22 protein-coding genes, 1 tRNA gene and 1 riboswitch are annotated in these 25,038 nt (G+C 49.2%); of the genes, 17 read left to right on the plus strand and 6 right to left on the minus strand.

Features of this window, described 5'->3' with window-relative positions; genetic code table 11:
- On the plus strand, positions 1-860 hold an 860-nt coding region (locus AN618_RS13470; protein WP_222926315.1), incomplete at its 5' end, for an RNA-guided endonuclease InsQ/TnpB family protein.
- 431 nt (positions 861-1,291) lie between these two features.
- On the opposite strand, the gene AN618_RS04385 is transcribed toward AN618_RS13470, so the two are convergent.
- From AN618_RS04385 to AN618_RS04395, 3 genes are all read right to left on the minus strand, one after another.
- A tRNA-Arg gene (locus tag AN618_RS04385) sits at positions 1,292-1,368 on the minus strand.
- 71 nt (positions 1,369-1,439) lie between these two features.
- Entirely contained in the window at positions 1,440-2,561 is a 1,122-nt protein-coding gene (gene metX / locus AN618_RS04390) for a homoserine O-acetyltransferase MetX (RefSeq protein WP_066352564.1), read from the minus strand.
- A gap of 19 nt (positions 2,562-2,580) precedes the next feature.
- A complete protein-coding gene (locus AN618_RS04395; protein WP_066352566.1) occupies positions 2,581-3,855 on the minus strand; it encodes a homocysteine synthase in 1,275 nt (424 codons plus the stop codon).
- Between the two features lie 72 nt (positions 3,856-3,927).
- Positions 3,928-4,049: riboswitch (SAM riboswitch) on the minus strand.
- 145 nt (positions 4,050-4,194) lie between these two features.
- Between AN618_RS04395 and AN618_RS04400 the strand changes: the two genes are divergently transcribed.
- From AN618_RS04400 to AN618_RS04440, 9 genes are all read left to right on the plus strand, one after another.
- Positions 4,195-4,764 (plus strand): DUF2284 domain-containing protein, encoded by a 570-nt coding sequence (locus tag AN618_RS04400; RefSeq protein ID WP_066352568.1) that lies wholly within the window; start codon positions 4,195-4,197, stop codon positions 4,762-4,764.
- Between the two features lie 17 nt (positions 4,765-4,781).
- Positions 4,782-6,197, plus strand: coding sequence for a stalk domain-containing protein (locus AN618_RS04405; RefSeq protein WP_245628397.1), 1,416 nt, complete (start codon positions 4,782-4,784; stop codon positions 6,195-6,197).
- Positions 6,198-6,340: 143 nt separating this feature from the next.
- Entirely contained in the window at positions 6,341-7,168 is an 828-nt protein-coding gene (locus AN618_RS04410) for an Asp23/Gls24 family envelope stress response protein (RefSeq protein ID WP_066352572.1), read from the plus strand.
- A gap of 66 nt (positions 7,169-7,234) precedes the next feature.
- A complete protein-coding gene (gene nuoE, locus AN618_RS04415) occupies positions 7,235-7,771 on the plus strand; it encodes an NADH-quinone oxidoreductase subunit NuoE (protein WP_066352575.1) in 537 nt (178 codons plus the stop codon).
- 4 nt (positions 7,772-7,775) lie between these two features.
- Positions 7,776-9,527, plus strand: coding sequence for an NADH-quinone oxidoreductase subunit NuoF (nuoF, locus tag AN618_RS04420; RefSeq protein WP_066352576.1), 1,752 nt, complete (start codon positions 7,776-7,778; stop codon positions 9,525-9,527).
- Between the two features lie 18 nt (positions 9,528-9,545).
- Positions 9,546-13,163 carry an NAD(P)-binding protein gene (locus AN618_RS04425; protein WP_066352578.1) on the plus strand — a complete coding sequence of 1,206 codons (3,618 nt, stop codon included), beginning with the start codon at positions 9,546-9,548 and terminating at the stop codon, positions 13,161-13,163.
- Between the two features lie 120 nt (positions 13,164-13,283).
- Entirely contained in the window at positions 13,284-14,240 is a 957-nt protein-coding gene (locus AN618_RS04430) for an acyl-CoA dehydratase activase-related protein (RefSeq protein WP_066352584.1), read from the plus strand.
- Positions 14,237-15,370, plus strand: a complete 1,134-nt coding sequence (locus tag AN618_RS04435) for a 2-hydroxyacyl-CoA dehydratase (RefSeq protein WP_066352585.1) — start codon at positions 14,237-14,239, stop codon at positions 15,368-15,370. The genes AN618_RS04430 and AN618_RS04435 overlap by 4 nt, the downstream gene beginning before the upstream one ends.
- Positions 15,348-16,298 (plus strand): acyl-CoA dehydratase activase, encoded by a 951-nt coding sequence (locus tag AN618_RS04440; RefSeq protein ID WP_066352586.1) that lies wholly within the window; start codon positions 15,348-15,350, stop codon positions 16,296-16,298. Before AN618_RS04435 ends, AN618_RS04440 begins: the two co-directional genes overlap by 23 nt.
- On the opposite strand, the gene AN618_RS04445 is transcribed toward AN618_RS04440, so the two are convergent.
- On the minus strand, positions 16,285-16,926 hold the full coding sequence (locus tag AN618_RS04445; protein WP_066352587.1) for an MtnX-like HAD-IB family phosphatase: 642 nt from the start codon (positions 16,924-16,926) through the stop codon (positions 16,285-16,287). The genes AN618_RS04440 and AN618_RS04445 overlap by 14 nt on opposite strands.
- 252 nt (positions 16,927-17,178) lie before the next feature.
- Between AN618_RS04445 and ku the strand changes: the two genes are divergently transcribed.
- Positions 17,179-17,994 carry a non-homologous end joining protein Ku gene (ku, locus tag AN618_RS04450; RefSeq protein ID WP_066352588.1) on the plus strand — a complete coding sequence of 272 codons (816 nt, stop codon included), beginning with the start codon at positions 17,179-17,181 and terminating at the stop codon, positions 17,992-17,994.
- A gap of 3 nt (positions 17,995-17,997) precedes the next feature.
- Here the strand turns inward: ku and AN618_RS13475 are convergent, their stop codons facing one another.
- Positions 17,998-18,297, minus strand: a complete 300-nt coding sequence (locus AN618_RS13475) for an ATP dependent DNA ligase (protein ID WP_222926317.1) — start codon at positions 18,295-18,297, stop codon at positions 17,998-18,000.
- A gap of 8 nt (positions 18,298-18,305) precedes the next feature.
- Complete coding sequence (locus AN618_RS13480; RefSeq protein ID WP_222926319.1) at positions 18,306-18,884, minus strand: ATP-dependent DNA ligase; 579 nt, start codon at positions 18,882-18,884, stop codon at positions 18,306-18,308.
- Positions 18,885-19,017: 133 nt separating this feature from the next.
- Here AN618_RS13480 and ligD point away from each other — a divergent pair, with 133 nt between their 5' ends.
- The 6 genes from ligD to AN618_RS04485 are packed head-to-tail and all read left to right on the plus strand — an operon-like array spanning position 19,018 to position 25,017.
- Complete coding sequence (gene ligD, locus AN618_RS04460) at positions 19,018-19,911, plus strand: non-homologous end-joining DNA ligase (RefSeq protein ID WP_066352590.1); 894 nt, start codon at positions 19,018-19,020, stop codon at positions 19,909-19,911.
- Between the two features lie 25 nt (positions 19,912-19,936).
- Positions 19,937-21,001, plus strand: a complete 1,065-nt coding sequence (locus tag AN618_RS04465) for an NAD(P)/FAD-dependent oxidoreductase (protein WP_157081625.1) — start codon at positions 19,937-19,939, stop codon at positions 20,999-21,001.
- Positions 21,002-21,050: 49 nt separating this feature from the next.
- Positions 21,051-21,485, plus strand: coding sequence for an FHA domain-containing protein (locus AN618_RS04470; RefSeq protein ID WP_066352592.1), 435 nt, complete (start codon positions 21,051-21,053; stop codon positions 21,483-21,485).
- Entirely contained in the window at positions 21,457-22,686 is a 1,230-nt protein-coding gene (locus tag AN618_RS04475; RefSeq protein WP_157081626.1) for an FtsW/RodA/SpoVE family cell cycle protein, read from the plus strand. The genes AN618_RS04470 and AN618_RS04475 overlap by 29 nt, the downstream gene beginning before the upstream one ends.
- Positions 22,673-24,082 carry a peptidoglycan D,D-transpeptidase FtsI family protein gene (locus AN618_RS04480; RefSeq protein ID WP_066352594.1) on the plus strand — a complete coding sequence of 470 codons (1,410 nt, stop codon included), beginning with the start codon at positions 22,673-22,675 and terminating at the stop codon, positions 24,080-24,082. Before AN618_RS04475 ends, AN618_RS04480 begins: the two co-directional genes overlap by 14 nt.
- Positions 24,083-24,117: 35 nt before the next feature.
- The gene (locus AN618_RS04485; RefSeq protein WP_066352595.1) at positions 24,118-25,017 is read left to right on the plus strand and encodes a DMT family transporter; all 900 of its coding nucleotides are present in this window, start codon (positions 24,118-24,120) and stop codon (positions 25,015-25,017) included.
- The last annotated feature ends 21 nt before the right edge of the window (positions 25,018-25,038 follow it).

Here is a 25,038-nt window from a genome sequence, read left to right on the forward strand (position 1 = left end):
CAAAAAATGGCAAGAAATCCAGCCTGCCCAAATTTGACCGGATAGTTCCGGTAATGGTGCGGCAGGACTGCTATTCAATACATCAGCTGCCGTCAGGCACATGGGTCATTAAGTTCCCCGTCTCCTCCGGCAGGAGTCAGATAGCAGTGCCCATTGCCACTTCCGAATACCATACAAAAAGGCTCCAGGACCTGGCAGGAGGTTCCTGCCGACAAGGGTCCATGGAGATATGGCATGGTAAAGACGGAGAGTGGTATGCTGCTATATCATTAATATACGAGACTCACTTAAACGAGCCGTGCGGCGTAATCGGGGTCGACTTCGGCATAGTAAAGCTTGCCGTGCTGTCCAACAACATCTTTTTTGATGGCCGCCAGGTCAGATGGCGCAAGGAAAGGTGGGCAGCAAGGAGGGCTGCACTTCAGCAGGCGGGCAGGCTTTCCCGAGTCAAGAAGGAAGCCGGCCGCGAAACAAGGTGGATGCGGTATATCAACCACTGCATCTCAAAGCGCATAGTTGAAATAGCGAAAAAAGAAGGCAAGGCCATCGCACTGGAGAACCTGCTGGGTATCCGCGAGCGAACCAAAGGGTCAAAGAAGTTCAACCGGATGATGTCCGGGTGGAATTTCAGAGAACTGGCTTCATTTATCGAATACAAGGCAGCCCTTGCCGGAGTGCCCGTAATCTACGTCGACCCCAAGGAGACCTCCAAGACCTGTCCAAAGTGCGGGAATGCTTCCCGGTATAACCGGAAGACCCAAGGCTGGTTTAGATGCATAAAATGTGGCTACCAATCTGATGCGGACAGGGTGGGGGCAATAAACATAGCCGCGAAAGCGCTCGATGCTCTTGGGGCATGACCCTGGGAGAAAGGGGAGTGTGACACCCCTTAAGGCCAAGGCGATGAAGGCAGGAAAACTGCCTGAGTGCTGGCTAACCTGCGGCTTAAAGCCGCCGTCCCACGTTGGGATGCCCCCTAATTCATTAGGGGGAGGATGTCGCTATGTAATCTACAGCCTTTTTTTTCGTCTTGCAGCATACTGCCGTAAAACCATTTTCTTCAGGGATTCTACTGCTTTAGACATTTTTGCTCGTAGGTCCAATCAAGAATTTCCTTAGGTGTAGCCACATAAAACACTTCCTTGTAGTTTCAGCTTAATTAGCAACTATGATTGTATTTTTATGCGGTTTTTACACATAAAATATAACCCCTCCAGGAACACCAGACTCTTCTGGTGATTTCTGGAAGGGGCAGTCCTCGGCAAGCCTTGTGTGATGGGCATTTTAAAAATGGTGCGCCTAGGAGGATTCGAACCCCCGCAAACCCGGCTCCGGAGGCCGGTGCTCTATCCCCTGAGCTATAGGCGCACACCAAGAAGTTTATATACATTTTGCAGAAATAATTATAGCATAAGGGGGCGGATAAAACAACAACAAAATCAGAGCGACGGGGATTCATTTAAGAGGGTTTCTGGGTGTGTATTTTCAAGGATTTCCCTGACAATGGGAGAAAGTTTTTCGAAATCCACCAGAAAAGCATCGTGACCCTGATAAGATTCTATTTCCCTGTATTCCCCGTAGCCGCCTGCGGTATTCAGCCGTTTAATAAAATTTCGTAGCTCATCGGGCGGATAAAGCATATCAGTATTTATACCGACCATAAAGACCTTTGCCTTTATCCGCCGCAAGGCTTTTTCAAGCGAACCGTAGGGCTCAGCTATGTTATGTCTGTTCATAGCCTTTACAAGGCAAAGGTAAGTGTTTGCGTCGAAGCGGTTTACGAAGGTTTCTCCCTGGTGTTCTAGGTAGCTTTCTGCAAGAAATAGCCCTTTGTCTGAATCCATATTTCTAGAAAACCTCCGCTTGAAAAGTTCATGGCTCTTGTAGGTAAGGGTACCGATCATCCTGGCGAGAGAAAGCCCTCTCACCGGCTGGCCTATTGAATAATAATTTCCGTTTCTCCATGAGGGATCGTTTTCTATAGCCTTTATACCTGCATAATTGAACGCAATGGCCAAGGGGGAAAGCTCGTGAGTCGCGGCTATTGCCACAACAGTCTCCACGGAATCGGGGAAAGTAACGGCCCATTCAAGGGCCTGCATACCTCCCATGGACCCGCCTATGGCCATCCTCAATTTGTTTATTCCCAGGTGTTCCAGCAAAATTTTTTGCAATCTCACCATATCCCGTATGTTTATCGGAGGAAAATCAGTACCGTAAGGAGTTCCGGTTTTCGGATTGATGGATGTCGGACCGGTAGTCCCGTAGCAGCTTCCCAGTACGTTTGAGCATATAATGAAATATTTATTCGTGTCCAGGGCCTTGCCGGGGCCGATCATCGGGTCCCACCAGCCGGGCTTTGGGTCCCGGCTGGTATAAACCCCGGCTGCGTGGGCATCTCCGGTTAAGGCGTGCAGCACTAAAATGGCGTTGTCCTTTTTCCGGTTCAAGCTACCATAAGTTTCGTAAGCCACCTGAATTGCGTCGAAAGTGTATCCACTTTCAGTGGAGAATTGAATTTCTCCTTTTGTAAAGCGAAAAAAGCGTTTTTTGACGAACATGACCATCCCCTCGGTTAAATTATACGGCTTCAAGGCCCCTTTCCAGGTCTTCCAGTATATCTTCGATATCCTCTATACCAATTGACACCCTTATCATATCTGGTGTGACTCCGGCTGCTTCCTGTTCTTCGGGACTCAACTGCTGGTGGGTAGTGCTGGCCGGGTGTATTATCAAAGACTTTGCGTCCCCTACGTTAGCAAGGTGAGAAAAGAGCTTTACGTTTTCTATGAATTTTTTCCCGGCTTCGTAACCACCTTTTAGCCCGAAGGTAAATATTGCTCCAGGACCCTTTGGCATATATTTTTTAGCAAGGGCGTGATAGGGCGAATCGGGCAGGCCGGGATAGTTTACCCAGGCCACTTTTGGGTGGTTTTTAAGAAATTCCGCTGCCCTTTGGGCATTTTCTACATGGCGCTGCATCCTGAGGTGCAACGTCTCCAGCCCCTGTAACAGCAGAAATGCATTAAAAGGACTAATGCAGGCGCCCAAATCCCTCAGGAGCATGCATCGTACCTTGGCGATATAGGCGGCCTTTCCGAAAGTTTCTGTAAACGAGACTCCGTGGTAAGCGGGGTCAGGTTCGGCAAGCTCTGGGAAGTTGCCGTTTGTCCAGTCGAATTTGCCCGAATCGACGATTATTCCGCCCAGAGTTGTACCGTGTCCTCCTATGAATTTGGTTGCGGAATGGACTACAATATCGGCGCCAAATTCAAAAGGCCTGCAAAGATACGGAGTGGCGAAAGTATTATCCACTATGAAAGGAATTCCGGCATCATGGGCTATTCTGGCAACCTCCTCCAAGTCCAGAATATCTATCTTGGGATTTCCAATAATTTCTCCGTAAATGGCTCTTGTGCGGGAAGTTATGGCCTTTTTGAAATTCTGTGGGTCACCAGGGTCTACAAATTTTACTTCTATTCCGAATCGCTTTATTGTGGTGGAAAAAAGGTTGAAAGTTCCTCCATAGAGGGTGCTTGAAGATACTATTTCATCGCCGGCCTTTGCTATGTTCATTATTGCATAAGCTACTGCTGCCTGCCCGGAGGCGAGGGCCAGCGCGCCCACCCCACCCTCTAATGCTGCAATGCGTTTTTCAAGCACATCCTGGGTGGGATTCGACATTCGGCTGTAAATGTGTCCTTCCTCTTTTAATGAAAACAAATTAGCGGCATGTTCGGTATTTTTGAAGACAAAGGAAGTAGTCTGGTAAATGGGAACTGCCATCGAACCCGTGGTGGGATCGGGTTCCTGGCCAGCGTGAACTGCCAGGGTGTTAAATCTGAAACCTGCCATAACCAATTCCTCCTTTATGTTTTTATGTAAAAAAAACCCTCTTCGATAAGAAGAGGGTTTTTTTCAACCTTCCTCTTATCTCTCAAAACGCCTTTAGCGTTTTGCAGGAATTGGCACCTTTGCGCCTTTTTAGCTAAAAAGACGCAGGTTGCCGGGCTTCATAGGGCCAGTCCCTCCGCCACTCTTGATAAGAGGCCGCTTTTTAATTTTTACGTTAAAGCAATTATACCAGCATGCTATGGATTATGTCAATATATTTTATTCGTAACAAGGTAGACTAAACCGGTTATGTTTTGATATCATAAAGGAGAAATAAAAATATGCCTTGAGAGGTGGACCATGAAGCTTCTGGAAAAATTTAAAGAGGCGGAGAGACTCCTTGAATTTGCAAAGGACTGTGAGGGTGTAAGCCGGGTTGAACTCATATCGGCCCGCGATGTGGTGGTGGACGAACGAGTGCGATTTCAATGCAGCCATTCGGGCTGCAGGGAATACGGGAAAAGGTTCATGTGCCCTCCCTACGTGCCGGAAGTAGAAGAATTTAAAAAATTACTCTCCAAATATTTAATGGCGATCATCCTCCAGGTCGAAGGCCAAACTGCGGGCGAAACGGCCGATGAAGAAGCAAAAAGGCTTGCCCTGCTTTTGCACGAGGCGGTGTACCGCACGGAAAAGCAGGCCTTTTCTTCGGGCTTTCCCTTTGCTGCCGGGTTCATAGGGGGTCCGTGTATCTTATGCGAGAAATGTCCAGCAGGGGACGGACATAAGTACTGCTTGCGGAGGGAAAAGGCAAGGCCTTCGATGGAAGCGATGGGTATAGATGTATTAAAGACTTGCGAAAAAGCCGGTTTAAAAATTGCTTTTATGCCGGGGAAGGTGATCTGGACCGGAATGGTATTGCTGGACTGAAAAGGGGGTTGCACATTGTGAGGAATATCCGAAAAATAGCTGTTCTTTTTTTGGTTGGAGTATTTTTACTGTCGATGGTGCCGCCTTTTGAAGTCTACGGTGCGGGAACTATAAAAATTTTCCTGAACGGCAAAGAAATAAAACCTGATGTGCCTCCAGTGATGAAATCTAACAGGGTGCTTGTCCCGTTCAGGTTCTTGAGTGAAAATTTGGGTGCGGGCGTCCACTGGGATGAAAGGACGAGGACGATTACGGCGGAAAAAGGTGGTACCGAGATAATCCTCAAGATAGGGAATCCCGTCGCTTACATAAACGGAAAGCCCGTCAAACTCGATGTTCCGGCCTTGATTGTGAACGGGAGGACCCTGGTGCCGATACGTTTTTTTAGTGAGGCTTTCGGCGCTCAAGTTGGCTGGGACGGCGCTAAAATGGCTGTATTTATAACTATAAAAGAAGGACTTGCCAAATATGTACTGGGTTATTATTATTCGCAGTCCTACGATGATTTTGTAAAAAACGCGGACAAGCTGTCCTCCATCGCTGCCAAGTGGTACACCCTTGACCAAAATTCAAATCTGACAAGCTACGACAATTCCCGCTGGATTATGAAACCGGAGGAACACGGTTCCGTCCTCGAGACGGCACGGCAAAATGGCGTTAAGGTTTTTGCCCTGATTTTTGAAAACGACCGCGCGCGGTTGAGTCAGGCCCTGGGTACCCCAGAAAAAAGGAAAGCTTTGGTGGACCAGATTGTAAATGAGGTGGAAAAGGAGAACTACGACGGCGTCAATATCGACTTTGAGTATATAAAACCGGAGGATGGAGAAAATTTCAGCAATTTTATACTCGAACTGTATAATGCGTTAAAATCGAAAAACAAGACTCTAAGCCTTTCCCTGCCCGCCAAGACCGAAAAGCATGACTGGTGGCCGGCGTACGACTATGAAATTTTAGGCAGGTACAGCGATTTTGCCGTGGTTATGGCTTACGACAGAAACCCCGGCACACCGGGGCCGCAGGCAGGCGTGGATTGGACAAGGGAAGTAGTGGATTACGCCATAGCGAGAATACCTGCCCAAAAGGTGGTTTTGGGAATAGGTTACTACGGCTATGCCTGGGCGGAAAGTGGAAGGTACACAGTGCTGGAAGAGAAGAATCAAATGACCTACTCAAGAATACTCTTTTTGGATGAATTAAAAAGCAAATACGGCTTAAAAATGAACCTCGACGGAAGTTCGCTTATGGCATACGGCAGCTTTAAAGACGAGAAAGGTGCGACGTATCAAATCTGGATGGAAAATAGAGCATCGGTGGATGCCAAATGCAAATTGGTCATTGAAAAGGGCCTTAAAGGAATAGCGGTCTGGAGGCTGGGTTATACCACAGCGAACTTCTGGCAGGCCGTAAACGATAATTTTAAACCTGCAAAGTAATATTTGCCAAAGCACCCTCGGAAGAACACAAACTGAGGGTGTTTTATGTAAATAGTCATGTTAATAATTTCACAAGCATCTTTATGTCCCTGTACTGTTGTGATAATATAAAAAGTGTAGAACTTGAAGCAGGAGTTGATAGTTTGGAAGTAATCGCTTTTGTCGGCAAAAGCGGTACCGGAAAAAGCCACCGGGCTCATCTGGTGGCAAGACAGCAGGGTGCCGAACTTATAATAGACGATGGGCTTTTGATACACGGAAATAGGGTGGTAGCCGGTTATTCGGCCAAGCGGGAAGAAACGAGGGTGGGTGCCATAAGGCGGGCGCTTTTTCAGGAGCCGCTTCACGCCGAGGAAGTCAGGGAAAAGTTAAAGGAAATTGCCGCGGAGAAAGTTCTCGTTATAGGCACTTCGGAAAAAATGGTGAGGTCCATATGCAAAACTTTAGAACTCCCGGAGCCGGCGAAAGTGGTATATATAGAGGATGTGTCGACTCCCAGGGAAATAGAAGAAGCAAGAAAGGTGAGGATGGTAGATGGAAAGCATGTCATACCCGTACCTACGCTCGAAATAAAAAAGTATTTTTCGGGGTATCTTCTGGACCCGCTCAAAATTTTTTACCGGCGAGGGAAGCAGGAAATTATTACGGAAAAGTCGGTGGTAAGGCCTACTTACAGCTATCTCGGACGGTATACGGTTGCCGATACAGTAATCACCCAGATTGCTTTACATGCTGCAAGGAGCGTAGAAGGTATAGGGGTCGGGGGTAGGGCTATTGTTGAAAACCACGGCTCGGGAGTTACAATAAGTTTGGAACTTTCGGTGGAATACGGAGTGCCGATTCCGTCGCTGATGGAGAAAGTCCAGCAGGAAGTGAAGGAAAAAGTGGAGTACATGACGGCTTTAAATGTGTTAAGGGTCGATATCAAGGTAAAAAGACTCTTTTTCAAGAAGGAAAAAAAGGAGCGGTGATAGAATAATCTATAAGTTATGCATTCCGATACTGATGCGAATTCTGTGAAAGGGAGGAAAAATTATATGGGTTGCTGTGAAGGCAAAGAATCGGGCCTTGAAGCCAGATTTCCAGACGAAGAAGTCGACCTTGCTCTCCTGGAAGGGGTGCTCGAAAAGTACAGGGGGAATCCTAGCAGCCTCATAACGGTGCTTCAGAAGGCCCAGGATATTTACGGATACCTGCCGAGAAAAGTGCTCTACCATATCGCCCGGGAAATAAGAGTAAAACCCGCGAAAGTATTTGGGGTTGCCACATTCTACGCTCAGTTTAGATTAAGACCCATTGGCAAGCACCTTATTATGGTATGCCACGGCACTGCCTGTCATGTAAACGGGGCTGAACTGATTACCAGTGCCCTCTGCGATGAACTGAAAATTAATGAAGGAGAGACTACAAAAGACGGACTTTTTACCCTTCAAAACGTGGCCTGCCTCGGGTGCTGCAGCCTTGCTCCGGTGATGATGATAGACGGTGAAGCTTACGGCAAGCTTACCCCAGATAAAGCCCGAAGTATAATAAGGGAAATTTTGAAGAAAGAAACGGAAAAAGAGGGGGTGTAGGAAAATGAAAGTAATAGTTGGGCTTGGAAGCTGCGGGATTGCCGCAGGGGGAAACAAAGTGCTTCAAGCGGTGGAAGATGAGGTAAAAAAGAGAAATTTGGACGTGGAAGTTAAAAAAGCTGGATGCATAGGAATGTGCTACCTCGAGCCGCTGGTGGAAGTGGTGGACGACGAAGGCAAAAGCACGATGTACGTGAAGGTGACGCCAGAGATAGTGAGGGATATTTTCGAAAATCACATTGAAAAGGGAATGGTGGTGAGCGAACACGCCCTTTCCGCCGAAGACCGTTCCTATATAGAAGGGCAGCTGAGAATCGCACTCCGAAACTGCGGGAAGATTGATCCCGAGTGCATAGATGAGTATATCGAAAAGGGAGGGTATAAAGCCTTAGAAAAAGCCATAAAGGAGATGACACCGGAAAGGGTAATAGAGGAAATTAAAATTTCAGGCCTGAGAGGAAGGGGAGGCGCCGGCTTTCCCACCTGGTTTAAATGGAATGCCACGAGGACCGCGCCTGGAACGCCAAAATACGTGGTATGCAATGCCGATGAAGGGGACCCGGGGGCCTTCATGGACAGGAGCGTTTTGGAAGGCGACCCCCACTCGGTGCTCGAAGGTATGGCCATCGCCGCCTACGCCATAGGAGCCGAAGCCGGCTACATCTATGTCCGGGCCGAGTACCCCTTGGCTATAAAAAGGTTGGAAATAGCCATAGCTCAGGCCCGCGAAAGGGGCTTTTTGGGGAAAAACATTATGGGCACGGGCTTTTCCTTCGATATAAATATAAAGGCCGGAGCGGGAGCATTCGTGTGCGGTGAAGAGACGGCCTTAATTGCATCCCTTGAAGGGGAAAGGGGTATGCCCAGGCTGAAGCCGCCTTTTCCGGCCCAAAAGGGTTACATGGGCAAACCCACCAACATCAACAACGTTGAGACCTTCGCCAACGTGCCTTGGATTATACAAAACGGCGGGCAGGCCTTCGCTTCCGTCGGCACCGAAAAGAGCAAAGGGACCAAGGTCTTTGCCCTGGCAGGGAAGGTAAAGAGAGGAGGCCTTGTGGAAGTCCCTATGGGGGTGCCGCTTCGGGAGGTAATTTTCAGTATAGGCGGAGGTATAATAGGCGACAGGAAGATAAAAGCTGTGCAGCTGGGAGGACCTTCCGGTGGCTGCATACCGGAATCCCTTTTGGATACGCCGGTGGACTATGAATCCATCGTAAAAACCGGTGCCATCATGGGCTCCGGCGGTATGATCGTAATGGATGAGACCACCTGCATGGTGGACATGGCAAGGTTCTTTTTGGATTTTACCCAGAAGGAGTCCTGTGGAAAGTGCACCCACTGCCGAATAGGTACCAAGAGGATGCTGGAAATCCTTGAAAGAATCTGTCAGGGCGAGGGCAAGGAAGAAGATCTGGAGATATTGGAAGAACTTGCCATGAACGTTAAGGAAGGGTCGCTTTGCGGACTGGGGCAAACGGCGCCTAACCCGGTGCTTACCACGCTCAAGTACTTCCGGCACGAGTACGAAGCCCACATAAGGGACAGAAAATGCCCGGCCAAGCAGTGCAAGGCCCTTATAACTTATAGAATTGACCCGGCAAAATGCAAAAGCTGTGGCCTCTGTGCCCGTAAATGCCCGGTAAATACTATAAAGGGCTCAAAAGGCCAACCGTACGAGATAATTCAGGAAAACTGCACCAAGTGCGGCACCTGTATGGAAGTCTGCCGCTTTGGAGCAGTCTTTGTAGAATAAGGTGAGGGAGGGGAAAACGTGGAGAAGATAAGTCTCAATATAAACGGTAGAGAAGTAAAGGGCTACAAAGGACAGACCATCCTGGAAGTTGCAAGGGAAAACGGGATAGACATCCCCACCCTGTGTTATGACGAGAGGGTAAAGATATATGGTTCCTGCGGCCTTTGCCTTGTGGAAGTTCAGGGGGCTCCCAAACTCCTGCGGGCGTGTGCTACGGAAATCAGCGAGGGAATGGTGGTCTACACCGATACCGGGAAGGTACGGAAAGCAAGGAAAATGGCCCTGGAACTTCTTTTATCGAATCACGTCGGCGACTGCAGGCCTCCCTGCCGGCAGGCATGTCCGGCTCACACCGACTGTCAGGGTTACGTAGGGTTGATAGCTAACGGTCAGTACCACGAAGCGGTAAAACTCATAAAGGAAAACCTGCCGCTGCCGGCCAGCATCGGAAGGATATGTCCGCATCCTTGCGAGGATGCGTGCAGGAGAAAGCTAGTGGAAGAGCCCGTTGCCATCGCATGGCTGAAAAGCTTCGTAGGAGATGTTGATTTAGCTTCCGAGCATCCATATATGCCAGAGATAAAACCGCCAACTGGCAAATCGGTGGCTATTGTGGGAAGCGGGCCCGCAGGGCTTACTGCGGCGTACTATCTTGCCAAGGAAGGCCACAAGGTCGTGGTATACGAAGCTATGGAAAAACCCGGCGGCATGCTGAGATACGGCATACCCCAGTACAGGCTGCCGAAAGAAGTCCTTGACCGGGAAATTGAACTGATAGAAAAAATGGGCGTGGAATTTGTGACGGGCTGCAAGGTAGGAAAAGACGTGAGCCTGGAGTATCTCAGGTCCAAATACGATGCGGTGTTTTTGGCAATAGGTGCGTGGAAAAGTTCCAAATTGCGCTGCCCAGGCGAGGAACTTCCGGGTGTCATGGGAGGTATCGACTTTTTAAGAGCGGTGGCTAAGGGCGAGCCAGTGGATATGGGCAAGAAAGTGGCGGTGGTGGGCGGAGGAAACACTGCCATGGACGCCTGCCGCACGGCGGTCCGCCTTGGAGCAGAGGAAGTTTACGTCTTATACCGCCGGACCAGAAACGAAATGCCGGCCAACGAAGTCGAAATAAAAGAGGCCGAGGAAGAAGGGGTAAAGTTCATCTTCCTCGTGGCGCCGCTGGAAATAATTGAAAGGAACGGGCGTGCTGGGGCTATAAGGCTTCAGAAGATGAGGCTGGGAGAGCCCGATGCTTCGGGCAGGAGAAAGCCGGAACCCATCCCAGGCGAGGAGATAGTCCTAGAAGTGGATACCGTCATCGCAGCCATAGGACAGGAAGTGGACGCGTCGGGCTTTGACGGCGTAAATCTCACAAAGAAAGGTACCATTTCCGCTGCCGAGGGGACCTTTGCCACTAATCTTCCAGGGGTTTTCGCCGGCGGCGATGCCATAAACGAAGGTCCGGGAATAGCCATAGAAGCCGTGGCTGACGGCAAACGGGCAGCTGAGGTGATAATAAGCTACCTCGAGGGCGACATTATACCGTATGAGGAACCGTACCTGGTGCGACGCGATGACCTGACGGAGGAAGATTTCGCCGACAGGGAAAAAATTCCTAGAGTTCCAATGGCGCACCTTACCCCTGAAGAAAGGAAGACCAATTTCCGGGAGATAGTTCTCGGGTACAGCGAAGAGGAAGCCAGAAAAGAAGCGATGCGCTGTCTGGAGTGCGGCTGCAAGGACTACTTCGAGTGCAGGCTAATAAAATACGCCAACGAATACGGTGTAAGTCCGGAAAAATTCGCCGGAGAGGTGAACAGGTACGATTACAAGGATGACCACCCGTTCATCGTCAGGGACCCGCAAAAGTGCATCCTCTGCGGGCTGTGCGTGAGGGTATGCGACGAGGTGATGGGCGTTACGGCTCTGGGGCTTGTGAACAGGGGTTTTGTGACGGTTGTAAAGCCGGAGTTCGAGCTTCCGTTAAAGGAAACCCGCTGCATTTCCTGCGGACAGTGCGTGGCCGTATGTCCCACAGGAGCCCTGCAGGAAAGGCCGCCTGTGGCAAAACCCGTGCCTCTTAAGACCGAGCAAAAAAGGACGGTGTGTTCCTTCTGCGGCGTGGGCTGCAGCCTCAACCTCGATACCAGGGGAGATATGATCTTGAGGGCATTGCCAGACAAGGAAAGCCCCGTAGACGGGGGACACCTGTGCGCCAAAGGCCGGTTCGGATTCGGTGCGCTTTCCATGAAAGAAAGACTAACCGTGCCCATGGTTAAGAAAAACGGTAAGTTAGACAAGGCCGCATACGAGGAAGCGGTGCTCTACGCGGCAAGAAAGGCAAGGGGGTTAAGTGCGCTTTACGGGCCGGAAAGCCTTGCGGTGTTCGTATCTCCGGGACTTACCAATGAAGAAATTTTCACCGCTGTAGAATTTGCGAAGGGTCTTGGAACTCCTTACATCTCTTCTTTCGGCAATACAACTAGCGGCCTGAAAGACGTATTGGGTTATGACGCTTCTACAAATTCTTTAGAAGAACTTTGCTTTGCCGATGTAGTGATTCTCATAGGTTGCCGAGCGATGGAAGATTACGCCGTCGCAGGTTTGAAGATAAGGGAGGCATTGAAGAAAGGAGCAAAACTGGTCGTCATAAACCCCGAGCCGTCTTACCTGGATGAAGAGGCTTTTAAAGTGGTAAGGCCAGAAAACAGCGTAGAGTTCCTGAAAGCCCTGCTTAAGGCCCTTATAGAGGAAGGATTTACGGCGGGAGCCGCAAAGGCCGAAGGTTTCGAGCAAATGAAAGAATCACTTGCTGGCGTAACCGTCCCCGAAGACATCCGGGAAATAGCCTGCATCTATGGGCAGGCAAAAAACGCCCTGGTGGTTTTCGACCACGAAAGGATGACGAAGGATGCCGAAAGGCTGATAGCTTCTATTGCCGTGGTGTCGGGACACATAGGGAGGCCAAGAAACGGCATAATCATGCTGAGGGGTAAAAATAACGCCCAAGGCCTGGTGGACATGGGAGTTTCGGTCCAAGCCGAAGAAGTCGTGAACTTGATAGAGCAGGGGAAAGTAAAGGGGGCGTTCATCTTCGGGGAAGACCCTGCAGGCGCAGAGCCCGCCCTGGCCGAAGCACTGAAGAAACTCGAGTTTTTGGCTGTGCAGGACCTTTTCCTGACCGACACCGCACGCCTTGCCGACGTGGTCCTGCCGCTTGCGGCATTTTCAGAATCCAGGGGTTCCTACACCAGCTGTGAGCGCAGGGTGCAGTGGTTCGAAAGGGCGATTCCGCCGCTGTTTGCCAAGGAAAACTGGCAAGTGATGAAAGACCTGGGCGGTGCCATAGGGTACACCCTTGGGTTTGATTCGGCGGAGGATGTGCTGGAGGCCGTATCCCGAAACGTTCCGGAGTACCGCGGCATAAAGAGGGAATATATAGGGAAAGACGGCGTATTCTGGCCGGCCGGCTCCAAAGATGCCTTCGGAACACCCGTGCTTTATCTCGAGGGATTTAACTTCGAAGGTAAAAAGGCGAAACTGCCGGAAAAAGCCGAAGGACCGGCTTTTAGAACACCCAAGATGTCCGCGGTTCTCGACAGGACCTTTGCAACGAAAATGAAAGAGGAAGGTGTGGCAAGGTAAATATGGGGCCTGCATCCCGGCGATGCAGGTCCTCCTTATTTCGCATTTTTTACAGCAGGAATTTTATGCTAGGCGTTGAATTATATATTAATTTGACAATAAATGAAGGAGAGACCCTGATTGAAAATAGGAGTGCCGAGAGCCCTGGCTTACTACGCGTATTATCCTTTTATAAACACCTTCTTCCAAGAGCTGGGCCTGGAAGTGGTCGTTTCCGACCCCACTTCGAAGGAAATCATCGACGCAGGAGTTGAGGATGCTGTGGCCGATGCCTGCGTGCCTGTTAAACTGTTTCACGGCCACGTGAAAAACCTGATGGGCAGGGTGGATTGCATATTTGTCCCAAGGCTCGTGAGGATAAACAAGGAAGCTACCTTTTGCCCCAAATTTCTTGGTCTTCCTGATATGCTGGCATGTTCTTTGGAAAACTTAAACAACATGCTGGAAGTGAGAATCGACGTCGGAAAGAGCAAAAGACAGCTTTTTTCACTTTGCCTTTCGGTGGCGAGAAAGTTTAACAGGGGTTTTTTTAAAGCCTGGAACGCTTATAGGAAAGCCAAAGAGAGTTTGAAAAACTACAAGCTGGAATTTCTAAGAGGGGCCATTCCTCCCCTTGGAATTAGTGTTCAGGAAAATAAGGCCGAAGTAAGGCTGGGAGTAGTGGGATATCCGTATTTGCTTTACGACCCTTACGTCAGCCTGGACGTTATCAATAAGTTGATAAAAATGGGCGCTTACGTTATAACCCCCGAGATGGTGCCGGAAGGGGAAAAAAGGAAGTACGCCGAAAAGCTGAAAAAAACCCTGTTTTGGACCTTCAGCAACAACGTCCTAAGGACGGCTTTTCATTTTATGGAAACAAAAATGGTAGACGGCATAATCCACGTGACCGCTTTCGGATGCGGCCCCGACTTCATCGTAGATAAGATAATGGAACTGGAAGCGAAAGAAAGGAACGTGCCCTTTTTGACCGTCGCCTTTGACGAGCACACCGGTCAGGAGGGCGTGAACACCCGGCTCGAGGCTTTCATAGATATGCTGAAAAGAAGAAAGATAAAAGAGGCGATAGTGGTATGAGAAAAGTGTCCTTCCCGTATGTCGGGAACGCCACCATAACGTTCAAAAAGCTGATGAACGCCTTCGGAAACGAGGTGGTGCTGCCGCGACGCCCCACGGAGGAGACGCTGAGCCTCGGTACAAAATATGCTCCGGAATTTGCGTGCCTGCCTTTTAAAATAGTCCTGGGAACGTATATAGAGGCCTTAGAAGCGGGGGCCGACACCCTGGTTTCCACCGGCGGTGTAGGGCCGTGCAGGGCGGGGCTTTACACCACGTTGCACGAAAAGATTTTAAAAAGTTTAGGCTACGAATTCGAGATGATAACCTTAGAACCCCCGGGCAGGCACCTTAAGGAGCTTATTGCCAGCATAAAAAAGCTGGTAAACCGCAGGCTCACCTTTGCCGACTATTACAGAATCATACGGTTTGTGTGGAAGGAACTCCAGCTTCTGGACAAGGCGGAAAAGCTTTCCCACAAGATAAGGCCCCTTGAGGTCAAAAAAGGTGAAACCACGAAGACGTACAGAAAATGTGCGGAGCTTATAGCCCAGGCGAAAGATTACAAGGACCTTCTAGAAATTGAAAGGGAAATAGAACTACTTTATGAGAAGATAGAAAAAAAGGACTATGACCCACTGAAAATAGGCATCGTCGGAGAAGTATACGTGGTGATAGAACCGGCGGCCAACCTGGAAATAGAAGAAATGCTGGGAGACCTCGGAGTATATGCGGAACGGTCCATGTTTTTGGCCTCCTACACTTTTTACAACGCCGTTATGGACCTTTTTAGAATGCCGGGCGAGCGCGACGTAAAAAAGCTCGCCTCTCCGTACTTCAAGGAAATGTGCGGAGGACACGGACGGGAATCGGTGGGGAACGCCATCCTTTTTGCCAAAAGAGGTTTTGACGGAGTAATACAGCTTTCGCCGTTTACCTGCATTCCCGAAATTGTGGCAAAAAGCATCCTGCCGAAAGTCTGCGCCGAGTACGACATAGGATTTTTGCCGGTAACTTTAGACGAGCAGACGGGAAAAGAGGGCCTTAGGACCCGCATAGAGGCCTTCGTGGACCTGCTAGCAGCTAAGAGAAAACACAAAGCAATGAACAAAAAAGGAGATGTAGTTTATGGCACATTACTTGGGCATTGACGTGGGGTCGGTGAGTACAAACTTGGTAATTCTGGATGAATATGGGGATATAAAGGAGGCCATATATCTCCGGACCCAGGGCCAGCCTATAAAAGCAATTCAGGAAGGGCTTAAAATTTTGTCGAAAAACGCGAAAAACTGGGACATAAGGGGAGTCGGGACCACGGGGAGCGGAAGGCAGCTGGCGGCGGTAATAGCGGGTGCGGACGTGGTCAAAAACGAGATAACCGCCCACGCGGTGGCGGCAATGAAAGAGATTCCGGACGTGCGCACGGTGATAGAAATAGGCGGGCAGGACTCTAAAATAATCATCCTGCGAGACGGAGTGGTTACCGATTTTGCCATGAACACCGTATGCGCCGCAGGAACCGGGTCTTTTCTGGACCAGCAGGCCAACAGGCTGGGGATACCCATAGAGGAGTTCGGCTATTACGCCCTCAGGTCCAGGAATCCCGTGCGCATTGCGGGAAGGTGTGCGGTTTTCGCCGAATCCGATATGATTCACAAGCAGCAGCTGGGGTACAAGGTGGAAGATATAATCAGGGGGCTGTGCCAGGCCCTTGTTCGAAATTACCTCAACAACGTGGGGAAGGGCAAGGAAATCCTGCCGAGGGTAGTGTTTCAGGGGGGAGTGGCGGCCAATGTGGGGATGAAGGCCGCCTTCGAGGAAGCGCTGGGAATGGAAGTGTACGTTCCCAAATACCACAACGTCATGGGTGCTATAGGCGCGGCGCTGCTTGCCAAAGAGGCCAATGTCGAAAGAACGAAATTCAGGGGGTTTGACGCCAGCGAAATAGAATTTACCGCCGACAGCTTCGAATGTAAGGGTTGCTCCAACCACTGCGAGGTGGTGAACATCAGAATGGAGGGGAAGGTAATAGCCCGGTGGGGGGACAGGTGCAACAGGTGGAAAGTCATCGACGACTAGCCCATTTTAATATGTCCGAAAAATCGTTGTAAGCGAAAGCAGAGATGCCGTTTTGGCGAAGATGTGAAAGGAGAACTCCTTTTGCAAAAATCACGTCCGCCTTTTTGGCTGCGCATATATCGGAGTATCCATCCCCTACGTAAATCGATAAGGCGTTTTCGGGCTTCAGTTTTTCTACGAGTTCGGCTTTGCACGTGCCGCACTGCGCACAGGTACTCGATGAATAGGTGCACTCGATGTCAAATCTTCTCCCGTCAATTATGAGCCTGTTCGCAAAGTAGGGTATCCCCCTTATGCCGTATTTTTCAAGGATGGTTTCGATGTTAAAATCATAGCCGTCGCTTAATATGTAAATTTCATGCCCCTTTTGGCGGCAAAACTCCGCAAAGGTGATGAAATGGTCGTCGATTTTTATATTATCCAGCAAAAATTTTTTCAATTCCTGTTCGCTCGCGTAGAAAAGTTTAAATATCTCCCGGGCGCATTCTTCGGTGGATATTTCCCCCTTTTGCCATTTGAGCTCTAGCTCCTGCCAGTTGCCACGGGCGAAGGTCTCGGTCATGGCGACACAGGTGTCCCTTTCAGTGACGGTGCCGTCAAAGTCTATAAAAAATACCATCTTTGTCATTTTTAATCTCCTTTTTTAAAATCTCATTTATTAAAGGAATTAGACTAAAAAAATTATACCATACGGACAAATATGAAAAAAAGCCTGCAGGTGACTAACTATCGATACCCATTGGGATACGGTACCTCGCTAGCCACCTGCAGGCATTCTTATTTTTTCCCGAAAAACCCGCGGTATTACTATATATTCTTGGAAGCATTGGAAGGGATAACATGCCTTCTGACGTGGAACATTATAACGGGAGGTGAAAGGATGCGAGCTTTATGGAGGGGCTCGATAAGTTTCGGACTTGTCAACGTGCCGGTAAAAATGTACGCCGCGACGGAACGAAAAAGTTTGAGCTTCAGGCAAATCCATAAGACCTGCGGCACGCCGATACGCTATGAAAAAGTTTGCCCTTTTTGCAACCGGAAGGTTGAAGACGACGAGATTGCGCGGGGTTACGAATACGAAAAGGGGAAATTTGTGGTAATAGAAGAAAAAGACCTCGAATCCATACCGGATGAAACCACCCGCACCATTGATATAGTGGACTTCGTGGACCTCGCAGAAATAGACCCGGTTTATTTCGACCGCTCGTATTTCCTAGGGCCCGAGGAAACGGGACAAAAAGCGTATCTTTTGCTTTTTGAAGCACTTAAAAAAACGGGGAAAATCGCCATAGCTAAGGTGATGATAAGGTCAAAGCAGCACCTTGCCTGCGTTCGGCCTTACGGTGAAAACCGACTCGTGATGGAAACCATGTTTTACCCCGATGAAGTGCGGGATGCCGGCGAGATACCGATTTCTCCGGGCGTAAAGCTTCATGAAAACGAGATCAAAATGGCAGTGCAGCTAATTGATTCCCTTTCCGCCGACTTCAGACCCGAAAAATACACCGACGAGTACAGAAAGGCGATGCTGGACATCATAAGGGCTAAAGTCGAGGGAGAAGAGATAAAAGTACCTCCCGGCAGGGAAGAGAAGGTGGTCGACCTGATGGAGGCGTTGAAGGCCAGCCTCGAAATGGTGGAAAAGGAAAAAAGGAAGGGCCCTGGTGTCAAAAGGAAAAAAGCTGCAACATCATAAAATCTACAGAATACCCCGGAGGACGGGGTGCCTCAGAAATCCCTCGCTGGTGTACTCTAAAAATTCTACTTCTACGGCTATGCGAGGCAAAACCCATACGGGTTTTTCCTTTTTTGAAAGGGGCGGCAACACGGAAAAGGGGCATTCTTCGATTACAAGTCTAGAAAGAACGTCGTAAAGGAGAACACTTTTTTCCTCGTCAAGGCCGCTGGAAGCCCTCCCGATGTATATCAAGTACCCTTCTACCAGCCGGCCGAGAAAAACAGACCTTACCCTCTTCCCTTCGCCCAGAAATCCGCCCACCAGTGCGGTTATCGTGCGGCGGTTTTTGATCTTGAGCCATTTTTGCTCTTTTTCCCGATTTCGTAACGGCTGTCGAGTTTTTTTGCCACTATGCCTTCAAGACCCTTTTCCTTGACAGCTTCGAAAAGGGCGATTCCTGTGCCGGGGAAGGTATCCGTGACCACTACCGGGTCGGAGGATGAAAGGCAACCCCTCAGTATGCCGTAGCGTTCGGAGAATGGGAGGTCGACGAGGCACTTTCCGTTAAGGTAAAGGATGTCGAAGACCACATAAGTTACCGGTATTTTTGCGGCGAGGTATTTTACGGTGGCCTCCTCCGTCGCCATGTCCCGCCTCATGAGGTTTTGAAAATCGGGTTTTCCGCCGCATAGGGCTATCATCTCGCCGTCGAGCACCGCGCTTTTGTGCGAGAAAAACCGGGAAAGGGCATCGACCACTTCGGGGTAATGTTTTGTTCGCCTTTTCATCTTTCTGTTGAAAAGCTCCACCGCGTCATCTATGTGAGCTAAAATTCTGGTCCCGTCCCACTTTACCTGAAAGCCGAAACTTTCGTCGTCGAAAGCTTCGGGATAGGATGTGGGTTCCATTGGGATAAAGGGAATACCGGGCTTAATCATGACAACCACCCTATATATTTTCTCCGTTTTAAAAAAATTTTTGCATAAAAGGGAAATCGGCCGACAAAGTCTAATATAAAAATAAAGGGAAAGGTGCGGAAGAATGACGCTTGTGATGGTGGAAGGCGAAAAGCTAAAGCTCAGCAACCTTTCGAAATTGATGTGGCCCGAAGATGGCATAACAAAGGCGGATTTTATAAACTACTTTGTTCAGATAGCCCCCTATTTGCTGCCTCACTTAAAAGACCGTCCCGTGGTTTTTACGCGTTACCCCGAAGGTATACACGGTGAAAGTTTTTACCAGAAAAATGCGCCAGATTATGCACCCGATTGGCTGAACACCTATACCGTTGTAAGTTTTTCAGGCGGGCAAAAAAAGGAAATACGCTACGTACTGATTAACGATTTAAAAAGCCTTGTTTGGGCTGCAAATCAGGCCAGCCTCGAAATACACCCGTGGCTTTCCCGAATAGGCAGCATAGACTATCCCGATTTTGCAGTATTCGATCTTGACCCGATGGAAAACACCGATTTTGAAGATGCGAGGTTCCTTGCCCTCGCCTTGAAAAGACTGCTTGAAATGGAGGGACTGAAAGGTTTTCCCAAGACCTCCGGAGCTACCGGAATTCAGGTTTACGTTCCGCTCGAATCCCGTTATACCTACAGGCAGGTAAGGACCTTTGCGGAATTTTTCTGCAGGGTTCTGGAAAAGACATTTCCCGAAAAGGCGACTATTGAGAGGAACGTAAAAAAAAGAAAGGGCAGGGTGTACCTGGACTACCTGCAAAATGTAAAGGGAAAGACGTTAATAGCTCCTTACAGTCCGAGACCTTTTAAAGGTGCCCCCGTTTCCGCGCCGGTTACGTGGGATGAACTGGAACGCGGCGTTGTTCCTTCAATGTTCACCGTGAAAAACATGCCCGAAAGGCTGAAGAAAACGGGCGATCTCTTTAAGGGCGTCCTGGAAGAAAGGCAAAAAATTGACCGGTGGCTTTAAAGGACAAAAATTTGGGGAGGGAGAGATGGCTTTGGCAAGAGTGCTTGTCGTAGGTGGCGGGCCGGCCGGCCTTTCGGCGGCGATAAATGCCGCCCGAGTGGGTCACCAAGTAAGGCTCGTTGAGAAAGACAGGATTGGCGAAAACATTAGGTGCGCCGAAGGATTCTTCGATCCTCTGAAGAAACTAGGGAAACCGTCGGCGGGGGTTAAATTTAAAGTTGAAAAACTCATCGTAAGTATAAAAAACACTTATGAGATAGATGTAAGAAAGTTGAACCTCTGGAGGCTCGATAGAAGGGAGTGGCAAAAAAGCCTGGCTGCGGAGGCTTTGGAAGAAGGAGTGGTCATCGAGGAAAACTGTCCGGTTTTTCCAAAAGACCTTGAGGTTTTAAAAAAGGATTACGACTTCATAATAGATGCCAGCGGAGCACCTTCCGTAACCTCGAGAGCTTACGGTTTTTCGGACTTTTACAAACAAAACTGCGGGAAAACGGTGCAGTTCGTCATGGAGGGGGATTTTTCTCACATCGGGAACAATTTTAAAGTAGGTTTGCTCCCTGGATTGTTCGGCTATTACTGGATATTTCCGAAAGACCGGAATTCAGCCAATGTGGGAGTGGGCAATTTCGGAAGGGAACCCGTGAAACTATGGAATTTACTGGAACAGGTGCTAGAGAGGGAAGGGCTTTCGGGATACCGCGTGGTAAGGGAGCTCGGGGGTATATGCCCCGTCAGGATGCTTCCCCGGCTTACCTACGACAATATACTGCTTGTGGGGGATGCCGCGGGGCTCACGTCGCCGCTTCATGGCGGAGGCATAGACATGGCCCTTTTAAGCGGTATATACGCCGCAAAGAGCATTGTTATGGGCGGAAAATTTTATGAAAAAAATCTTCGAAAACTGCTTTTACCAAGGCTTGAAATTGAATTGGCCGCATCGCGGATGTGGGAAAAATTGGGCTTTGATAAAATGGAAGAGCTGGTAAACAAACTGGTGAAGACAGGGCTTTACAGGCTGCTTTTAAACCCTACGGGCCTCAATATTTTGTTGTTCAGAACCTTTGCCAGAATCTTACATTATTATCCCTGAGAGTTTGGTATTTTTTTATTGTGTTATAATATACTAGAGGTGGTTTTTAGTGTATGAGCTTCTGGCTCAGGTCATGAAATTTCTGCTAATCGGGCTTATATATTATTTTCTTTATAACTTTCTAAAGTTGATGGTCCTCGACCTTTACGAGGAAAGAAGGTCGTCGGATGAGACCGACTATTGCTTAAGGTGCGAAGATGGGAGGGAATTTCCTATCCGGAGGGTGACCACCATAGGTAGGGCAAAGGACTCGGATATTGTGATAGACGACCCCTACCTTTCCAGCAAGCACGCCATGATTTACAGGAGAGGAAAAAGACTTATAATTCAGGACCTGAAGAGCACCAACGGCACGTATATCAACGGCCGGCGGATTAAAAAACCGGTGGCGCTAAAGGAGAAGGATGTGATAACGATGGGCAGCCGGAAATTTACCTTTTTGAGGAGGGAGGCCCGTGGACTCGAGAGAGGAAGCGATTTATAACAGGTCGCTTGCCGCCATGGCCCTGGTGGGTTTTTTATCTTTTTTGCTTCTTTCCGCATACAGGAAGCCCCTGGACTTTTTGCCCTTTTACGGAGCTATAGCGTTTTTGACCGTGGTATTTGTCGGGTATTTTTTCACGGGGTGGATATTAGCCAATTCTGACAAATTTTTGTTACTGCTTTCTTCTTTTTTGGCCCAGCTTGGACTTATCATGCTGTGCCGGATTAACCCGGAGCTTTTTAAAAGGCAGGTCATCTTTTTTGCAATAGGCGTGGCATTTTTTATTTTGGTTAGTTTCTTTACGAAATATTTGCTCAGGCTTGAACTTGCGCCTTTTTTTTACTGGGTGGCGACCGCGGCTTTGCTCATTCTTCCCCTCTTATTTGGAGTGGAAAAAGGAGGGGCTAAAAACTGGCTTGTATTCGACGGATTTACCTTTCAGCCCTCTGAGCTTGCGAAAATCACCTTTGCCTTTTACCTGGCAGGCGCTTTAAAAAACGGAAGGATAACTTCACTGCCTAGGATGGCAACGGAAATCCTTGCAGTTGTGGGACTTTTGGCCCTATCCAAGGATTTGGGAGGAGCGATGCTGTTTTATTTCACCGCCCTGATTGTAATTTTTGTGGCGACTTCAAGGGCGGACATATTGGCCGTTGGAGGGGGCCTTTCCGCAATTCTTGGGGTTCTTGGATACTACCTTTTCGACCATGTAAAGGTGAGGATAGAGGCCTGGCTCAATCCCTGGCAGGATGTGCCCGGCAGGGGTTATCAGATAGCGCAGTCGCTCTTTGCCATAGCCGAAGGGGGATATTTCGGTACCGGCCTGGGCTTGGGAAGGCCGGACTTCATCCCCGCGGTGGCGACGGATTTTATTTTTTCCGCCTTTGCCGAAGAGTTCGGCTTTCTGGGAGCTGCCGCGGTGGTGCTGATGTACTTTCTGCTCGTGTACAGGGGCATCAGGATTGCACTGAGACTCCAAAAAAACTTCGATATTCTGCTGGCGGTAGGACATACGGTGATGTTCGGGATGCAGATTTTTACCATAATAGGCGGGGTGATAAAGCTCATACCGGTGACCGGCGTTACGCTTCCTTTCATGAGTTACGGAGGAAGTTCAATGGTCATGAGTTTTGCATCCCTCGGAGTATTAAACGGGTTGTGGCAGAGGGCCCTGGAGGATGAAGACGATGACGAGGCTTAAAAGAAATGTGAGACTAGTATTTATAATGTTTTGCGGACTTTTCTTAAGCCTTCTCGGGTACCTCACCTACTTTCAGGTGTACGAGCGCCAAAAGCTCATCGAAAGTTCGTATAATCGCAGGCTTTGGGAGCAGGAAGAAACTGTAACGAGGGGCACCATATACGATGCAAAGGGCAGGGTGCTTGCCAAGACCGTAGAGGAAAACGGAGCAAAAAAGCGGGTTTATCCCGAAGGTGAAGCCTTCGGGCCGATCATCGGGTATTCCAACAAGAAACTGGGAAGGGCCAATTTGGAACAGGCATTGAACGGAGAACTTTTGGGGATTTCCCAGCAAGACCCCATGATGGTTTTGCGGCAAAAAGTGTTGGGGGTTTCAAAGGGAAACGATGTGTATTTGACGATAGACTCGGAGCTGCAAAATAAAGCCTACCAGCTCTTCAGAGGAAGGCGGGGAGCTTTGGTCGCCCTTGACCCGAACACCGGTGCCGTACTAGCCCTGGTGAGCTCGCCCGGTTACGACCCCGATTTTATCGAACAAATGTGGGAGTCGCTCTCGAAGGATGAGAATAGTCCCCTCCTCAACCGGGCTGTTCAGGGGCTCTATCCGCCGGGGTCCACGTTTAAAATAGTGACCCTCGCAGCAGCCCTGGAGAGCATCCCCGATATAGAAAGCAGAACTTACGAGACGCCGGGACATGTGGAGGTAAACGGCAGGGTCATAAGGGATTATGAAGGTTTCAGGCCGGGTAATTATGACATAAAAAGAGCTTTCAGCCTTTCGAGCAACTCGGTTTTCGTAAAAGTGGGTCTAGAGGTAGGGAAGGAGAGGCTTATCGACAAGGCGATAGATTTCGGATTTAACGATAAGATTTCCTTCGAACTTCCCGTGGCGGCCAGCCGATTTCCGCGATTTTCTATGATAGGGGATGACGTGGAGCTTGCCGAGGCTTCCATAGGTCAGGGAAAAATCCTTACAACCCCCTTTCAGATGGCCGTGGTGGCTTCGGCAGTAGCCAACGGCGGGCGGATTATAAAGCCTTACATCGTTCAGAAAGTTGTTACCCCTTTAGGCGAGGTTAAAAATTTTTCCAATCCCTCAGTTTTAAAAGAGGCGATCGATGTGGTGACAGCGAATAAGATAAGGGAATATATGGTGGATGTGGTCGAGCACGGGACAGGCCGGGCAGCCGGGATAAAAGGTATAAAGGTGGCCGGCAAGACCGGTAGTGCCGAAAACCCCCACGGAAAGCCTCACGCCTGGTTTGTAGGATTTGCGCCGGCCGACAACCCTAAAATCGCGGTGGCGGTCGTGGTAGAAAATGCCGGCTCTGGAGGGACGAACGCCGCTCCGATAGCCAGGGACGTAATTCGGTATTTCTTGATGAATGGCAAGTAGAAATATAAAATCGAATTGTGGTGGAGGTAAAATTTATGAAAATCAAAAAGAGCCTTTTGGCTGACGGGGCCTTGCTCCTTGTGACCATGGCCTGGGGGCTCAATTTCGTGGTGATGAAAAACGCCCTTCAGAGGATAACGCCTTTTATGTACCTTGCCGTGAGATTCATGCTGGCATTTCTCATCCTCGCGGCCATCTTTAAAGAAAATCTGAAGACGATGGACAAAGAGGATATCGTAGGGGGCACCGTCATAGGTTTTTTTCTCTTTTTGGGCTTTGCGACCCAGGCGCTAGGGCTTATATATACGACTCCTGCCAAATCTGGTTTCATAACCGGGAGCAATGTGGTTATGGTGCCGTTCTTGGCGTACTTTGTAAACAAAAAGTTCCCCGGCTGGTACCAGGTGCTAGGGGCTATCGTCACTTTCGCAGGGCTTGGAGTCATTTCCCTGGAAGGTGGATTTACGATAAATATAGGGGATTTTCTTACCCTGCTTTGCGCTGTGTTTTTTGCCCTGCAGATAGTTACCACCGAATACTACGCCAGGCAGGGGAATCCCGTTAACCTTGCAATCCTTGAAACGGGTGTGACGGGCATGCTATCGCTCATAACAGGTGCTTTGACGGAACCGGAGCCCACAACCCTTGATTTTTCGATGTGGGCTGCTATCTTGTATGCGGTGGTATTCTGTACTGCGGGTGCTTTTCTCGTCCAAAACGTGGCGCAAAAATACACCACTTCCACCCATGCGGCGGTTATCATGTGCATGGAAGCCGTGTTTGCCGCGGTGTTCTCGTTCCTATTCTGGGGCGAGGCTTTGACCTTAAGGGCCTTGATAGGATATGCACTGATACTCGCCGGTGTGCTGATAACAGAACTTTCTCCATCATATGCAGTAAAGGCGGAATCTTTCTTAGAGTCCATCGATAATTAAATCCCACCTTAAAAAATACAT

The organism is Fervidicola ferrireducens, from assembly GCF_001562425.1.
GTDB lineage: Bacteria > Bacillota > Thermosediminibacteria > Thermosediminibacterales > Thermosediminibacteraceae > Fervidicola > Fervidicola ferrireducens.